The organism is Pseudomonas sp. LBUM1664, from assembly GCF_059695895.1.
The window spans coordinates 2,534,497-2,549,835 of sequence record NZ_CP166791.1 but is presented as its reverse complement, the minus strand read 5'-3'; the positions used below and the strand labels follow the sequence as shown (position 1 = coordinate 2,549,835).

The 15,339-nt window shown below is 56.8% G+C and carries 18 protein-coding genes; 6 read left to right on the top strand and 12 right to left on the bottom strand.

The genetic code is table 11. From position 1 onward, the window contains the following. Positions 1-65: 65 nt before the first annotated feature. Complete coding sequence (locus ACA047_RS12060) at positions 66-1,130, bottom strand: hypothetical protein (RefSeq protein ID WP_497359405.1); 1,065 nt, start codon at positions 1,128-1,130, stop codon at positions 66-68. Between the two features lie 295 nt (positions 1,131-1,425). Here ACA047_RS12060 and ACA047_RS12055 point away from each other — a divergent pair, with 295 nt between their 5' ends. The 3 genes from ACA047_RS12055 to ACA047_RS12045 all read left to right on the top strand — a co-directional run bounded on the left by ACA047_RS12055 (position 1,426) and on the right by ACA047_RS12045 (position 4,141). Next, positions 1,426-2,712 (top strand): PucR family transcriptional regulator, encoded by a 1,287-nt coding sequence (locus tag ACA047_RS12055; protein WP_497359404.1) that lies wholly within the window; start codon positions 1,426-1,428, stop codon positions 2,710-2,712. Between the two features lie 222 nt (positions 2,713-2,934). Then, positions 2,935-3,357, top strand: a complete 423-nt coding sequence (locus ACA047_RS12050) for an HIT family protein (protein WP_497360313.1) — start codon at positions 2,935-2,937, stop codon at positions 3,355-3,357. Between the two features lie 130 nt (positions 3,358-3,487). Beyond that, positions 3,488-4,141 (top strand): DUF998 domain-containing protein, encoded by a 654-nt coding sequence (locus ACA047_RS12045; RefSeq protein ID WP_497359403.1) that lies wholly within the window; start codon positions 3,488-3,490, stop codon positions 4,139-4,141. A gap of 150 nt (positions 4,142-4,291) precedes the next feature. Here the strand turns inward: ACA047_RS12045 and ACA047_RS12040 are convergent, their stop codons facing one another. Next, positions 4,292-5,224, bottom strand: a complete 933-nt coding sequence (locus ACA047_RS12040; RefSeq protein ID WP_497359402.1) for a DMT family transporter — start codon at positions 5,222-5,224, stop codon at positions 4,292-4,294. Between the two features lie 109 nt (positions 5,225-5,333). Here ACA047_RS12040 and ACA047_RS12035 point away from each other — a divergent pair, with 109 nt between their 5' ends. Together ACA047_RS12035 and ACA047_RS12030 are read left to right on the top strand one after the other, a co-directional pair. Further along, positions 5,334-6,200: a LysR family transcriptional regulator gene (locus ACA047_RS12035; protein WP_497359401.1), complete on the top strand. Its 867-nt coding sequence runs from the start codon at positions 5,334-5,336 to the stop codon at positions 6,198-6,200. A gap of 221 nt (positions 6,201-6,421) precedes the next feature. Further along, positions 6,422-7,048 (top strand): LysE family translocator, encoded by a 627-nt coding sequence (locus tag ACA047_RS12030; RefSeq protein ID WP_497359400.1) that lies wholly within the window; start codon positions 6,422-6,424, stop codon positions 7,046-7,048. Between the two features lie 48 nt (positions 7,049-7,096). On the opposite strand, the gene ACA047_RS12025 is transcribed toward ACA047_RS12030, so the two are convergent. Further along, positions 7,097-7,870: a substrate-binding periplasmic protein gene (locus ACA047_RS12025; protein WP_497359399.1), complete on the bottom strand. Its 774-nt coding sequence runs from the start codon at positions 7,868-7,870 to the stop codon at positions 7,097-7,099. A gap of 254 nt (positions 7,871-8,124) precedes the next feature. Between ACA047_RS12025 and ACA047_RS12020 the strand changes: the two genes are divergently transcribed. Next, entirely contained in the window at positions 8,125-8,772 is a 648-nt protein-coding gene (locus ACA047_RS12020; protein ID WP_497359398.1) for a VOC family protein, read from the top strand. A 184-nt stretch (positions 8,773-8,956) separates the two neighbouring features. Here the strand turns inward: ACA047_RS12020 and ACA047_RS12015 are convergent, their stop codons facing one another. The 9 genes from ACA047_RS12015 to nifV form a co-directional block, all read right to left on the bottom strand. Further along, a complete protein-coding gene (locus ACA047_RS12015; RefSeq protein WP_497359397.1) occupies positions 8,957-9,331 on the bottom strand; it encodes a hypothetical protein in 375 nt (124 codons plus the stop codon). Further along, a complete protein-coding gene (locus ACA047_RS12010) occupies positions 9,286-9,570 on the bottom strand; it encodes a LysR substrate-binding domain-containing protein (protein WP_497359396.1) in 285 nt (94 codons plus the stop codon). The genes ACA047_RS12015 and ACA047_RS12010 overlap by 46 nt, the downstream gene beginning before the upstream one ends. A gap of 175 nt (positions 9,571-9,745) precedes the next feature. Continuing rightward, on the bottom strand, positions 9,746-10,288 hold the full coding sequence (locus tag ACA047_RS12005; protein WP_497359395.1) for a flavodoxin: 543 nt from the start codon (positions 10,286-10,288) through the stop codon (positions 9,746-9,748). 35 nt (positions 10,289-10,323) lie between these two features. After that, positions 10,324-11,655, bottom strand: a complete 1,332-nt coding sequence (clpX, locus tag ACA047_RS12000; protein ID WP_497359394.1) for an ATP-dependent Clp protease ATP-binding subunit ClpX — start codon at positions 11,653-11,655, stop codon at positions 10,324-10,326. Next, a complete protein-coding gene (nifM, locus tag ACA047_RS11995) occupies positions 11,648-12,532 on the bottom strand; it encodes a nitrogen fixation protein NifM (protein ID WP_497359393.1) in 885 nt (294 codons plus the stop codon). The genes clpX and nifM overlap by 8 nt, the downstream gene beginning before the upstream one ends. Further along, on the bottom strand, positions 12,522-13,007 hold the full coding sequence (locus ACA047_RS11990; RefSeq protein ID WP_497359392.1) for a nitrogen fixation protein NifZ: 486 nt from the start codon (positions 13,005-13,007) through the stop codon (positions 12,522-12,524). Before ACA047_RS11990 ends, nifM begins: the two co-directional genes overlap by 11 nt. A gap of 13 nt (positions 13,008-13,020) precedes the next feature. After that, positions 13,021-13,368, bottom strand: a complete 348-nt coding sequence (nifW, locus tag ACA047_RS11985; RefSeq protein ID WP_497359391.1) for a nitrogenase-stabilizing/protective protein NifW — start codon at positions 13,366-13,368, stop codon at positions 13,021-13,023. Between the two features lie 43 nt (positions 13,369-13,411). Further along, a complete protein-coding gene (gene cysE / locus ACA047_RS11980) occupies positions 13,412-14,194 on the bottom strand; it encodes a serine O-acetyltransferase (protein ID WP_497359390.1) in 783 nt (260 codons plus the stop codon). Continuing rightward, complete coding sequence (nifV, locus tag ACA047_RS11975) at positions 14,191-15,339, bottom strand: homocitrate synthase (RefSeq protein WP_497359389.1); 1,149 nt, start codon at positions 15,337-15,339, stop codon at positions 14,191-14,193. The genes cysE and nifV overlap by 4 nt, the downstream gene beginning before the upstream one ends.

Sequence of the window (15,339 nt, the reverse complement as noted above, 5' to 3'; positions counted from 1 at the left end):
CCCGGCAGTCAAGGAGGGAACAAACGCCGGGCGGATTGGCTTTTATGCCAACAAGGTTCTTGGAATTATTCGTCGCTGCCTAAGGCCGCTACCTGAGCCTCAATAGACCTGATGCTTTGTTTATCGGTAGCATTTTGGGGTGTAACGCCGTCGCCCAACGTCGCATGGAAAGGACAACCCATAAATTTCGGATCATTCTTATACATTTCGATGTAATGCTTGGGAAAATCCTTGTCCAGCTCCTGAATGTTCATTCGCACTTCAGCTTTTTCTTCACCGGACATGTTCATCCGCGCCTCGATATAGCTTTCAGTTGGATCGTCGGAGTTCATTTCCATCATGCCCAAAATGTAACCGGCTAATTGCGGTAGAAGCTCAGCTGCAACCGGGTCAGGGCGATCGACCTGCAGGGTGTCAAGCGTGGTGGTCAGTGACATGGCGCGTAGCAATTGATGGCCAAACCAATGCAATTCTTTGGGGAAGAAGCGGAAGACAAACTGTTCATGAATTGCCGTAATAATAAGGTTGCCGCGTTCCAGCTTAGGTTTTGGAGCGTTCTCGAAGGCTTCACAAAATTCGACCAACCCGTCAAAGTTATCAGGGTAGCCAGTGATTGGCTGATCGTTTTCAGCACGAAACAGGTTGCACATGTCACGCCAGAACAGGTGCGCCGCAATCTTCTCGTTCTCAGTGAGCCCCGGCGCGCCTATCTTCAACTTCAGACGGTGCATGGTGAGGGCGGTGAACGCGCACACGTACACGTAATCGTCGTTATAGGAGAAGGCACCGGGATACTTTTTGGCCCAATGCGCATGAAGATTATTGATACCTTCAACTGACTTGATCGTGCGGCTATCTTCAGGACCGTAGAACCACCACAGGGCATTGGCACTGCCGGTTTGCTCCACGCGTGATGTCGAACGGGAAACAACTTTACCCCCGTCTTCACGCCAAACAGTCTTCGATCCCCAGTCGGTGACGACAAAATTCGGGAAGGTCAAAGCGTAGATGAAGTTCTGCATGAAATCGTTCAGCCCGTAGCTGTTCGATAAACGCCAGATTTCAATGTAATCCTTGTGTGGGTCGAGGCTTTGGATTTTGGCTTGAATCCACTTTTTAGGGACGGACATGTTGATCCTCTCATTTTTAGCGACAAACAGTAGTTACGAAAAAGGGACCTTCGACTAGCGGCCTTTAGTTGCCAGACAAAAGCGGTCACACCGCAACGTCTGGGTCACCTTCATAGGGAGGTAACGCTGCTAACGATAGGACGTCGTCCCAGATGAGTCTCCAGTCTGTCGATCCAAATTCGAAAGGGGTTTTGGTACTGCAGTATTATGTCGACGCTATACTGCAATCACACGTTGCTCTGACATGCCACGTACCATTACATAAATAACTATTGCGATATGCAGGGAGTACGACTTGACCTGTGACCTCTATCATCACCTAAAGCCTAAAGCCTCAATTGAGGACGCTTTTTCTAATGCAGTAATCCAGCAACAACAGCTGAAATACGCGGTATTGAAAATGGGTGAAGGTGCGGTGGCTTGGGCGCTTGAGGAGGCGGTCAATTCCCTCAAGCGTCTACAGAGTGAATTTCAAATGGTGCCCGACTTGCCAGCTTCAGAAATACGTCTCAACCTTGAAACACTCATCCTCGATGTATTCATGAGCCCGCTATCGAGAAATAGTGAGCCTCTCACGCTGAAATTGATCCCTTCGATAGCGCGTCAAGCTACACGTCGTGAAGTCCCATTCAGCAACATCGTTAAAAATATGCGCGCCAATCAGATTATCTGGATCAATAATTTCTTCGCCGCGTCGGCGTTCAAGGTATTCGCACCGTCAACTGTTCAACGGTTAGTGACCAGCGGCGCAAGCGTGGTCGATGAGCTCATCGAGCACTTTGTACTTTGCTACCTGGACGAGCGCCAGCAGCTCATGGAAAGTCAAATTGCGAGACGGCGCGCCCTCGTGGAAAAGTTGATCGGCAATGCCGTCATTCTTCAACCATTCGATCTAGAGCAGATCAAAAATGACCATGATCTGGACCTTAACCATTACCATATCGGTATCATTATTTCTGATCTCGACCCCCAGCACAGCTCAGACTTGGGCAAATTACAACGCAATTTACAAGAGGCCATCAGCGGCGCCTCCCCATTGGTGGTTTCTTCTACTCAACACGTGACATGGGCCTGGATCAGTACGCCGCATCCCCCGACGTCGGCCCAATTAAAACGACTTGAAGAAACATTGGGGCTTTTAAGTGGGACTTACTGTGCGCTGGGCGAGCCTGCGAAAGGACCCGCTGGATTCAGACGGACCCATCTTCAAGCAAGAGATGTCAGCAGCGTTGCAACGACCTCGTCCATTAGGGGGGTTACGCGCTGGGCTGATCATGTTTTAACGATTCTGATTGGCCAGGATCTTGAAAAGGCCGCCTGGTATGTCGATTCCGTCCTCGGCCCTCTGGCGGACAAATCCCAGAAAGCCGCGGGCTACCGCCACACTCTCGGCGCCTACTTGCAATCAGGCAATAGCTTGCTCCATGGTGCCGAAGCGCTAGGAATTCACCGAAATACACTGGTGTACCGACTGCAACAGATCGAGCTGCTGTTGGACTACCCTATCAAGCAACGAGAACTCGAAATACGCTGCGCCTTACTCTTGGTCACACAGTACGACTTCCAGGTGCTTAAGGATTAAGCGCACCAGCAGGCGAAGGTTGACTCGTGACCACAGAGCCGGATTCACTGTGGCGAGGGTATAAATCCCCTCGCCGCAGGTTCCACGCGACGCGCATATAAGCGTATTGATGGAAAATGTCACATAGTTGAAGAAGTGACCATTATCGACAGGGAGTCCACTTTGGAGTTACCGCCGCAGTTCATCATCCATGAAACCACCCACTGGGTAATCAACCATCACATGGCATCCGCCCTGCCGGGTTATTTGATGCTCGGGGCCAAGGCCCACGTTAATTCCTTAGCGCAATTATCCGGACCAGCGCTTGCGGAGTTAGGTGGGCTAATGGCCGAAATCCAGAATGCTCTTGAAACGCAACTGAACCCCAAATGGCTTTACATCAGCCGATTCGGCCATGACCCCCGCTACCCCATCCACTTCCATTTCATTCCGGTGTACCACTGGGTCGAAGAACTGTTTTGGCAAGATGCGCGGTACAGGCTACTGGAAACCTTCGGGACTCCCGAAAATGCTCAGACACTGACCGATGGCGCGGAGCTGACGTTGTTCATTTGGCGCGAGTTTGGCGAAAGCCCCATGCCACCGGCCATTCAAGGGCCCTCGATCAGCCAGGTTATTGAATGTCTGCGCACGTCATTCAACTAATGGCACTGTCGCATGCGCAAGCTGCCTTGCAAAAAATCGGTAACGCCGCAGGGGTCCTACCAGCTAGCATAGCGGCCAGATTTTGCGTCACGCGCAAACGGCCATCACCTACGACAGGGAATGTCGCAACATGAAAACCATTGATCGGGCCTTGCTGGGGCTTGGCATACTGATTCCGTTCTGGCTATTTTTCGGTGTTGCTCTGACTGCACGGGCCTATCCAGGCTATAGCCACTTAGATCAAGCCATGAGCCAACTCGGCGCCGTGGGTGCGCCCACTCACAACGTCTCTGCCTGGGTGAACAATTTCCCGCTGGGCTTGATGTTCGTGCTCTTCGCAATAGGCGTGGCGAGACGGTTCAAGGCATCGCGGCTGGCCTTACTTAGCGCCGCACTGATCCTGGTTCATGGTTTGGCAAGCTTCGCGACCGGCTACTTTTCCTGTGACCAGGGCTGCGCCCCGGTCCAGGCGTCGAGCTCACAGCAAAACCACAATCTTGCGGGGCTGCTAATGTTCCTCTCACTCACCCTGGCGGCAGCGCTGTGGACGCTTCTCGGCAAACAACTGCTTTCGTCGTTCAGGTTCGGAATATTCTCGGCGATCTGCGTAATCCTGGCCATCGTGACGGTTACGCTGATGGCGACGGCATTGGCCGACGGTCACCTGTTCGGTCTGTACCAGCGGCTCAATTATGGGGTTTCGGTCGTCTGGGTTGCGTCATTGGCCATAGTTTCCTTACGTGAAGAAGCCGATGCCTATGTGCCAAGCGAGGCACTGAGATAACGCCAGATCATAAGTGTGGTGCTTCCTAAGGCCAACCTTAAAAAGTTGTCAGTGATTTCTTCGATTTTCCCCAAAGCGATCACCTGCCGTAGGACAGTGTTCCGTGGCACTCCATGTGGCTACAACACCCAACGTCATTGCCTACACTCGCTACAGAATCGACCGGCTTTTTGCTACTGTTGCCGGTTCAAGATTCAACGCAAGTACGCTCGTCAACACGATAACTGCCCCAACAATGACCATCGCCGACGGGCGTTCGGCCAGAACCAAAGAAGCCATAAACATGGCCGTGGGCGGTATCAGGTAAAGCGCCATGGAGGCACGGCTCACGTTGCTGTGCGCCAGCACGTAAGCCCAAGCGAGGTACGCAAGCGCGCTGGGGAAAATGCCTAAAATAAACACCGCCAGATTCACCGAAACCGAAGCGTGTTGCGCCGCGTTCAATATTCCCGGCGCGAAAATGAACAACGCAACGGTGCCCGACCAGACGGTGTAACAAACAATGGTCAATCCGTCGTAGCGATGGGAATGGCGCTTTTGCAAAGAGAAATACAAGCTCCAAGACACCGCTGCCAACAGGATCAGTAGTCCGTGCGCGTCGAGGTCACCAAGGCCACGATCACCCGTGACTACCACGGCAGCGCCAAGCAAGCCGCTCAGTACACAGATCCATTGCCAACCATTGACTCTATCCTTGAAGACAAAATGCGCCAGTAACGCGCTGAACAACGGCGTGGACTGAGCCAGAACACTGGCCGCCCCGGCACTGACGCCCCGCTGACCGTAGTTGAGGGCGATGTGGTGCAGACTCACTGCAAAGAAACCCAGCACCGCCAACAATGGCAGGTCCCTAAGTCGCGGCCGGGAAATGCCCTTCACCAACGCGACGAGGGCCATGAACACCGAGGCAATGAGAAACCGCATCAGCGCCAAGTGACCGGGCTCGTAAGCCTGCAAGCCGATGCGAATGCCAATTGGAGAATAGGCCCAGCAAAGAATCACAAACATCGTCGCCAGGATAATTTTCACGCTGGGTCTGCTGGGGTTCTTCAAGCCTTCAAACAGCACACAACGCGTTTTCATTAGAGTTCCTGCTCATTGAGCATCTGGCCGACTTGCCTCGAAGTATCAAAACCACCCCACTTCAGCACAAGTGACTTAAACTCAAACAACCATTCACTTTTGGTGAGCTATGGAACTGTCCCAACTGCGCATGCTCAGGACGGTCTACGACACCGGCAGCATCGCCCGCGCCGCCGAAGTGCTGCACTGCGTACCGTCCAACATCACTGCACGCCTCAAGTCCTTGGAGCGGGAGCTCGGCACGCCGTTGTTTTTCCGCGAGGGTCGTGGGCTGCGGATCAGCCCGGCGGGCGAGGTGTTTCTGAAGTACGCGACAAAAATACTGAACCTGACGGAAGAAGCCCGCCGCGCAGTAGCCCCCAACAGCGCGCCGAGCGGCCCACTGCGCATTGGCGCTATCGAGTCCAGCGCCACGGGCCGCCTGCCTCAGTTATTAGCCAAATATCACGCGCAGTACCCGCAGGTGTCCTTGGAATTGAGCACGGGGACTTGGACTCAATTGCTGGACGATATCCAGCATCACCGGCTCGATGGCGTGATCGTAGCGGTGGACATAGAGCGGCCCGGACTCAAGCGGGCCGTGATGTACCGTGAAGATCTGGTGCTCATCGCGTCCGAGTCCCACGGACCGTTACGCGGCGCGGCAGATCTGCAAGGCAAGGCGATCTTCATGTGGCCCACGGGCTGTCCGTATCGCTTTGCGCTGGAGCAGTGGTTACTGCGTCATGACCAAGTGCAACCGATCATCAGCATCGCCAGTTACGGTGCCATCGTCGGCTGTGTCAGCGCCGGCGCCGGTGTCTCGCTTGTGCCCCGGGGGATCTATGAACAGTACCGCCAGGGTGCGGGCTGGACAGGGTATGAATTCCCCGAGCTAACGGGTATCAATAACCTTTTCTACTGGCATGAAAACGCCGGCCGGCATCCTGCCAGAGAGGCGTTTTTAGCCATGTTGCAGACGGAGTTTGAGGGGTAGCGTTCAAACATTCCTCTGTGACGAATGGATAAATCCCCTCGCCATAGGTCCCTCATACCCGCGCCTGCAAGCGCACCGATGGAACATTTCACATCGTTGAAGGATCGACCCTGACCGCGGTATCGACAGGCCGCGCTCAGGTTTGCCTTTGCAAGAGCGCAAGGGCTACAGTTTGCGCTACGTGAGGCTGGACGCCTCGATCACGCTCAAGGAGAAACACCGTGTTTCCACTCGATATCTGGCTTGCCTACACCGCTGCGTGCCTGCTTTTGGTAATCGCGCCTGGTCCAGACAATCTGTTGGCCGTGGGTCGCGGCCTCAGCCAGGGGAAAACGGCCGCGATATTATCGGGATTGGCATCCGGCGCAGGAATTCTCTTTCATGTGACGGCCGCTTCGTTAGGCCTGACGCTGCTGATGCAGACCTCCGCAACAGCGTTCTGGATCGTCAAGTTTATCGGTGCCGGCTACTTGCTCTGGCTAGGTATCAAGGTGCTGCGCTCGCGTAGCCTACTTAGCTTTCATCCGGCAACTCGACAATCCCTGCCGAGCATTTTTCTGACTGGCTTCTTCTCCGCAGCATTGAACCCCAAGCCGGGCTTTTTCGTGTTGGCATTCATCCCGCAGTTTGTCGACCCGCAACGCGGCTCAGTGAGTATCCAAATGCTGGTGTATGGCGTGTGGTTTGCCGTACTTACGGCAGCTGGATTCGCACTCATGGGCGTCTTCGCCACTGCACTCTCCGGTTTTTTACGCCAGCGGCCACGGCTCGTGAATGGTCTGAACGTGGGAGCAGGACTGACCTTTGTGGCATCGGGGGTATCGATCGCGACCCTCAGCCAAAAATAGAGCATGGGCTCGCGGGGCGAGGGTCTTGCCCCGCGGAGTAAACAACCGTCAGCGGGCTTTCGCCGGTTCCGCGCTTTTTTGCCCGATAGCTTGCTCGTACCGACGCTGGATTCGCTCCAACTCGCCAGAGCGGCGCAGCTGTTCCAGGGCGCGGGCCCACGCGGCTACCCGTTCGTCTTCACTGTCGAGGCTGAAGGCGATGTACAGCGATGAGCGGTAGAGTTCGATGGGAATTTTTCGCAGCGTGCCGGGGGCGATGTTCAACTGGCGGCTGTAGTAAGCCACCCCCGCGTCAGTGTCACCTACGATGATGTTGGTGCGCCCGGCGAGCAACATGCGGTAGAGCTGCCGGCTCTCGGTTGCACTTTTGTCCAGGTTGTTGAAGCCCAGCGACTGCAGCATCTGAGGCACCAGGCCGGCATGCCGCGTGGTGATCTGCGGGGCGCGCAGCAGTTGCTCCAGGGAGTTCACCGGCGATGCATTGGCCAACTGATAGGGGTGAATGGACTCTTCCACGATCGGTCCGACCCACTTGTATAACGGCTCGCGTTCCGCCGTGCGGAACATGGAGTACATGATGGTCTTGTGTCGGCTCTTCAATATCTGGGTGGCTCGCATACTGGGCTTCAGCAGCACCTCAAAATCGTCCCCGGTCAGCGCCATGATGGCCCGAACGATCTCCGTGGTCATGCCGGTAAGCTGATTGTTCTCTTGGTAGTTGTACGGTGCCCATTCTTCAGTGACGACTTGATACTCCTCGGCCCTGGCAACAGTGCCGAGCAATAGACAGAGCAGCACTGCAGCAGGTGTCGAATGTTTCACGTGTTCTCCTGGTGGGCGGTTCGGTGCCGCAAGATAAGCATAGACCCAAAAACGCGTCTAACGCCCCCCGCTGGGCTGCGTAGGCAGCTTCCTCAAACTTGCCACGTCAATCAACCAGACTTTTCGCAGCCGGCATTTGGGCTGCTGCGCAACCCAGCGGGGATAAATCCCCTCGCCACAAATAGCCCCAACCCACGTCTGCAGTGATACCGTTGAGCGATGGATGAGATCTGCTCTAAGCAGGGGCTGAATAAATGAAAACCACTATCGATCACCTTGTCATCGTGGCACCGGACCTCGATACCGGCTGCGCGTTCGTGACTGGCGCATTGGGAGTCGACCTTCAACCGGGCGGCGCCCATTCGCGCATGGGCACCCATAACAGGCTGCTCCACCTTGGCCCTGCGCTCTACCTTGAAGTGATCGCCGTGGACCCCGGCGCTAAACGCCCGGATCGGGCCCGCTGGTTCGGCCTTGATCAACTCGGCCCCCATTCGCCCGCGTGCCTGGCGACATGGGTTGCACGGACCGATGATATCCATGCAGCTCGTCACGCTTGCCCCGACCTTGTCGGGGATGTTGAACCCATGACGAGAGGAACCTTGGACTGGCAAATAACCATACCGGCTGACGGAAACCTTCCCTTGGCCGGATCAGCACCCACCCTGATTCAATGGGCGCATGGACCTCATCCCGCGAGCACGCTTCAGGACAAAGGCTGCTCGCTGTTGGCATTGGACGTCTTCCATACTGATCCGGAAAAAATCAAAGCGATTTTGACGGCCATGAATTTTTCTGGTCCGGTTCATCTTCATGCACTTGAGGATGCTTCAACACCCTATCTGCTTGCGCATATTCAAACGCCAAGTGGCCTGAAGATATTGCCGCTTTCAGGCGCTTGATCAGCGCCTGGCAGACGGGGCCCATCTCAATGGGCCAATGCAAACGCCGAAGATGCCTGGCCTTTTCCATAGAGGCTCAATTTCGCAACAATGCTCAGAAGCGCCAGCGCGGCAAAAATGATGCTACTCCATACCAGATTTTGCGTACCCAGACTCGCGATGACCCAGCCCGCCAACGACGCACCTATCGTGATACCCAGGTTCGAGAATGAGATATAGAGGCTATTGGCAAACTCTGGCTGATGACCAGGCCCACGGAATGCAGCAGCCCCCACAAGACGGTCAATATAACCATTGCCGAGAATGATCCTCCGAGGAAGTAAACCAGTCCGTAGATACCGATATAAAGCACCGGATAGATGACCGTGGTACGTATTGCATTCTTTTGCAGCCAAGCGCTGAACAAAAAGTTACCAAACAAGCCGAACACACCAAACGCCATCAACAACAGATCACCGTCACCAAGCTCGGGCCTTACGCGGATCTCCTGATCTTCGAGACCCTTTTCCCCTTTCAGCAACCAGGTGGCGCGCGGCCTTTTCGCCATCCGATAATGCAATCGTGCTCCAGAAGATCGGTTTTGCTGTTGATCGACGGCCGGCCGCGCAGGTAGTCGGGATATGCACAAATCACGAGCTGTTGCTCCCCCAGTCTTCGCGCGATCAATTCAGGATCATCTTTCAGGTCACCAATTCTCACGACCAGATCAATGCCTTCGGCGACCATATCGACAGTGCGTTCTGCGAAAGTGATGCTCAGGTCCAACTGCGCATACTGACGCGAAAGTTCGATCAGCATCGGAGCGATAGCCGTCGGCCAAAAGCGGCCGGAAGGTCAATGCGCAGCCTCCCCCGCGGTTCGACTAGCCCCGTAGTGCAACACTCCTCTTTCAGGGGTATTTGAGGCAGACCACGCGAAGAAGCACAGAACACCGGCTGACCGCCCGAGAGCGGCCAGGGACTTCTTCATCGCTTCACAAAGTCAGATCGAATGGCCCGGAAATCAACTTCAACCAGCTGTCCAAACGCTGTTCGGTCAAACCGCCCTGGTTATCCAAGTCCAATGCCAGACCGACAAATTGCCCATCCACCACCGATTCGGAATGCTCGAACTCATAGCCGTCAACGGGCCATCTGCCCACCAGACGCGCACCACGGCTGGCGAAGAAGCTGTGCAGTTCGATCATCGCGTCAAGAAACTCCTCACCGTAGCCCACCTGGTCGCCCAGGCCATAGAGGGCGATGGTTTTACCCGTGAAATCGGCATCGCCTAGTTTGGGCAGGAACTCTTCCCAGCTCTCGTTCTCGCAATCGGCCGAAAGCCCCGGCAGCACACCGTCGCCCAGCGTTGGCGTCCCCAGGATCAGGTATGAATACTGGAGAAAATCTTCGGGGGTGGTGCGATTGACGTTCAGCGGGTCCGCCATGGTGTCATCGTCGAAGCGTTTTTTGATCAGTTTGGCGACCTTACGGGATTTACCTGTGTTGGTGCCGAAGAAAACTCCAATCCTGGCCATTGTTCACCTCTTGATTCAACTGTGGGTTAGCATTTTTAGAGCGTATCCAGCACCAGCTTCACAGCAGGTTGCGGCTCCCTGTCCGGTGAGGAGCGCGACTCGGTAAAGGCCTCCCCCTCTTCCATCAGTTCCTCGGTCACGATCAGGCTTTCGACGCCCTGCTCGTCCAGGTGCAATTGCAGGGTGCAGCGGCACAACCGCGGTTGCGAAGGCATGCTGAACATGACCGGCTGCAGGGCGTTTTCCAGTACCGTCCGCAGCCCGCGAGCACCGTTCTTGCGAGTCAGGGCCTGGGCGGCGATGAACGATAACGCATCGCTGGTGACGTCCAGCGTCACGCCCTGATAGGCAAACAGCTGCTGGTATTGCTTGATTAGCGCGTTGCGCGGTTCGGTGAGGATCCGCAGCAGCGTGGCGTGGTCCAGTTCCTGGAGGAACGTGATGATCGGAAAGCGGCCGATGAATTCCGGGATCAGGCCGAACGCCTGCAGGTCGTCAGGCAGCACAGAGGCGAGCAATTCGTCGATCGGCGGGCGCGCACGCTGAGTGACCGCCTGAAAACCGATACCGGAGCCCTTAGGCTGGACGCGGTTGGCCACCCACTCTTCCAGCCCGGAAAAAGCCCCACCGGCGATGAACAGGATATGGCTGGTATCCACCACCTGCTCTTCACTCTGATCACCGCGTCGAGATGATTTGCCCAGCCGAACTTCACTGCCCTCGATCATTTTCAACAGGGCCTGCTGCACGCCCTCACCGGAAATATCGCGCACGGTACTGCCCCCGCCGCTGCGCCGAGCCAGCTTGTCCACTTCGTCGATATAAACGATGCCCCATTGCGCCTGCTGCACATCACCACCCGCGGCGTCGAGCAGGCGGGAAATGATGCTGTCCACATCATCCCCCACGTAACCTGCTTGAGTCAGGGTGGTGGCATCGGCGGTAGCGAACGGTACGCCCAGGGTCCGCGCCAACGTGCGCACCAGCAGGGTCTTGCCAGTGCCCGATGGCCCGGCCATAAGGATGTTGGATTTTTCCAGCTCGACCGGCGAACCCAGTTGACAGGTCTCTTCGCCACCGCGGTTGAGCAGGCGCAGGTAGTGGTTGTATACCGCCACCGCCAGCGTCTGCTTGGCAGCTTGCTGGCCGATCACCGACTCGTCCAGATGCGCTTTGTAAGCCGCCGGGGTACGCAGTTTCGGCGCCAGTTGCTGGTTCTTGCGATGCTGCCCCCAACTGCTGATCACTTGATGGGCCAAGGTTACACAGGCCGCGCAGATGTGCCCTTCATTACCGGCAATCAACGGTACGCTGGGGGATTTTTCCGCGTCGCAAAATGAGCAACGAAGAGTCTCTATCTTAGCCATGGGAAATGCCCTGCCAAGCGTGATCGGACTGCAGCAGACGCTCCAGCCACTGGCGCTGATGGATCGAACGCCGGTGACTGCACAATTGTTCACGCAGCCTCGGCAATATGTCTTCCAAAGGGATCTGCACCGCTGGATGGATAGCCTCGCAGAACAACAGATGCAATCCCAACGGGCTTTCTACCGGCGGGCCGATTTCCCCGGCTTCGAGGGAGAACAGACAGGCATCCAACGTTGGATACAGGCCACCGGGCAGCACATGGCCCAGGCGTCCTTCCTGTAATGACGTCGGGCATTCCGAATACTTGAGTGCCTGTTCCCCGAAGCGCCCAGAGTCACGCTGCAGTCGCCGGGCAATCGCCTCGATTCGCTGCAAGGCAGCCTGCCGGGTGTTTTCCTTGAACTGCTGGTTGATCGTGACCAGGATGTGCCGGGCTTCCCGGGTCGCCGGACGCTTAAACTTGTCCAAATGGCTGAAGTAATAAAGGCTCGCCTCGGTGTCGCTGATGTCAGCGAGCGCTTTGCAGACCCGTTCCATAATCGCTTCGACTTTCAGCTCCCGGGCCAGTATCAGCCGTGCTTGTGCCTCATCGAGGGTGCTGTCCTCAAGAGCCATGGAAAGCGAATCGAGACGCTCATAACGGTTAACGATAAGGTTCCAGGCTTCGTCCACGATTGACGGTGCGATCACCACGCCTTGAGCTTCCTGGCTGTGCAGCACCGCATCTTCGATCAGTAGCTGGCGACTGACAATCCGGCGGGCCTCGCGCAACTGCTCGGCATCCAGTCTCGAAGCGGTGCAACCGAAATGCTCATGGGCGACCTTCAGCAGGTGATAGTGGCTGCCAACAGCGTCACGTATGTAGTCACTGCCCATCGCACGACTCCTCCCTTGTATCGATGATTGCCGGGCAATACGCACCAAGGCTTCTCTCGGGCACTTGCAGGGTGCGGCCGCTGCTGAACCAAACGTGATACTCGATACCCTTCGGCCCATCGCGCAGGACTTTTTCGACACTGCCCATCTCGCCTCTATCGACGACCACCTCACCTCCGATCGCCAGCGCACAGAGGGCGACCACTTCGTCGCGGAACTCGAACAGGTTCGGTATCCAGAACAGCGATGCCAGAATCAGTTCTTCCTCGCGACAACCGACAATCTTGCCGTCGTCAATAAAGTGCACGCGATAGATCAACTGATCCTGCAGGTAAGTGCCCACGTCATACACGCATCCGACCGCCCCCCGGCGCAGCAGCAGCGTGCCGGTTTCCTCGCCGGGGTAAGTGCCATCGTTGCGCACGTTGCGAATCACCCGCACGGTATCGCCATATTCGTAGAGCGGCAGGCTCATGGGATCGCCCTCTTCAGCTCAACAGATCGTCGATGGAAACGAAGGTGACTTGCGGTTCGTTCATCTTGAAAACCTTGAACACCTTCTCGGTCTGCGCATCGGAAGCGACAAAGTCGGTGTAGGCGCGGCCGAGCAACTGGCTGTAGATCGCCCGGCGCAATAGGTCCGGCTGATCTTGCAGGTCACCAGCGCTGGTCAGGTAATCGTGGTAGCGCTGCATGATGTGCAGACGGTTGACCTGCACCACCCCAGACTCGAATGGCACTTTGAAAAATTCCAGGAAGTCCTCGGCCGAAACCAGCTCCGCCATGGCCTCATCGAGGGTTTCGTCGTCCACCGCAACGATTGACTGCAGATTCATTGGTCGTATCTCCGCGTTGGATAAATGGATGGGTAGCGGCCGCTCACACACCGATATTCTTGTTGCGACGCAAGGTGCTATTCACCAGGGCAATGGCGCCACCGGGACAATCGGTCTCGCAGAACTGGTTGTCCGGCTCGCAGCTTTCATAGGGATTGGGCGCATACCTGGAGACCCGTACCTCCCGGGATTCGACCTTGCGTTCGAGCACGTCGATCCGCGCCAGCAGACAAGCGATGGCCTTGCCCACCGGATCGGGAATCAGGTGGTGATCCAGGTCGATGCCGTAAGGATTCAGTTGGCCTTGGCGCAGCCTCACGACCTTTCCGGGAATGCCTACCACCGTGCAGTCGGCAGGCACGTCTTCGACCACCACCGAATTGGCGCCGACCCGGACGTGATCGCCCAGGGTTATCGGTCCGAGAACCTTTGCCCCGGCGCCGACCATCACGCCGTCGCCCAAGGTCGGATGGCGCTTGCCCTTGCGCCAGCTAGTGCCGCCCAGGGTCACACCGTGATAGAGCGTCACGTCGCAGCCGATTTCAGCTGTTTCGCCAATCACCACGCACGCGCCATGGTCAATGAACAGCCGCGCACCGATGCGGGCACCCGGATGGATATCGACGTTGCTCAGCAGGCGGGCGAAGAATGCCAGCAGACGCGCCGGGTAACGCCACTCCCGCCGCCACAGACGATGACTGATGCGATACAACATCACCGCATGCACACCCGGATAGGTCGTCAATACTTCAAGACGCGAGCGCGCCGCCGGGTCGCGCTGGAACACGCACCCCAAGTCTTCGCGCCACTCGCTCAGCAGGCTCATGACAACCCCACGGCCAGCGGTGCGCTATCGGCGCACATCTGGCTGTAGAACGCATGCAGGTCCCGGGGTTGGGGGCTGCGCTTGGTCTGGGTAGAGAAACGGCGAATCCGCGCCAACAACACCGAGGTCTGCCAGTCCAGTAACGTGATGCCCAACTCCTGGTAGCTGAGCTGCACCATGTGCGCACCGGAATGCTTGCCCAAAACCATGCTGTGACTGCGGCCGACCTCATCGGGATTGAGCCCTTCGTAGTTGCTTCGATGTTTAAGCAGGCCGTCGACATGGATGCCGGCCTCATGGGTGAAGACGCCTTCGCCGACAATACTTTTATGCCACGACACTGCTCGCCCGGAGGCCTTGGCCACCACTTCGGAAATCACTGGCAGGCGCCGCAGATCGATACCGGTGTCGATGCCGTGCAGATGTTTGAGCGCCAGGGCGCATTCTTCCAGTGCGGCATTGCCGGCGCGTTCGCCCAGACCGTTGACGGTGGTATTGATATGGGTGGCTCCGCCCTTCACTGCCGCGAGGGTATTGGCCGTGGCCAAGCCGAAATCATCGTGGGCATGAACTTCAAGCTCCATATCCAGGCGCTTGGACAGAAAACGAAACTGCTCGTACATCATGAACGGCTCCATTACCCCCACCGTGTCGGCAAAGCGCAGCCGGATCGCGCCGGCCTGCTGTGCCACTTCACCGATGCGCACGATGAAATCCAGATCAGCCCGAGAGGCGTCTTCGCAACCCAGGCACACGTCCAGCCCGGCCATGCGCGCCTGCTCCACCAGGCGCCGGACCTCACCCAGCGCCCAGTTGCGATCCCGACCCAGCTTGTGTTTGAGCATCAGGTCCGAGACCGGCAGCGACAGGTCCACCATGCCCACGCCACTGTCCAGGGCGGCCAACAAATCGCTGTCACACATCCGGCACCAGGCCAGCAGGCGCGCGGGCAACCCCAGACTGGCAATGGCGCGCATCACTTCACGCTCCTCCTCGCCCATACTGGGGATGCCGATTTCAAGTTCCGGCACGCCCAACTCACAGAGGCCTCGGGCAATGGCGATTTTCTCTTCGGCATTGAATGCCACACCTGCGCTTTGTTCACCATCTCGCAAGGTGGTGTCATCAACGATCACCGTGTTCAT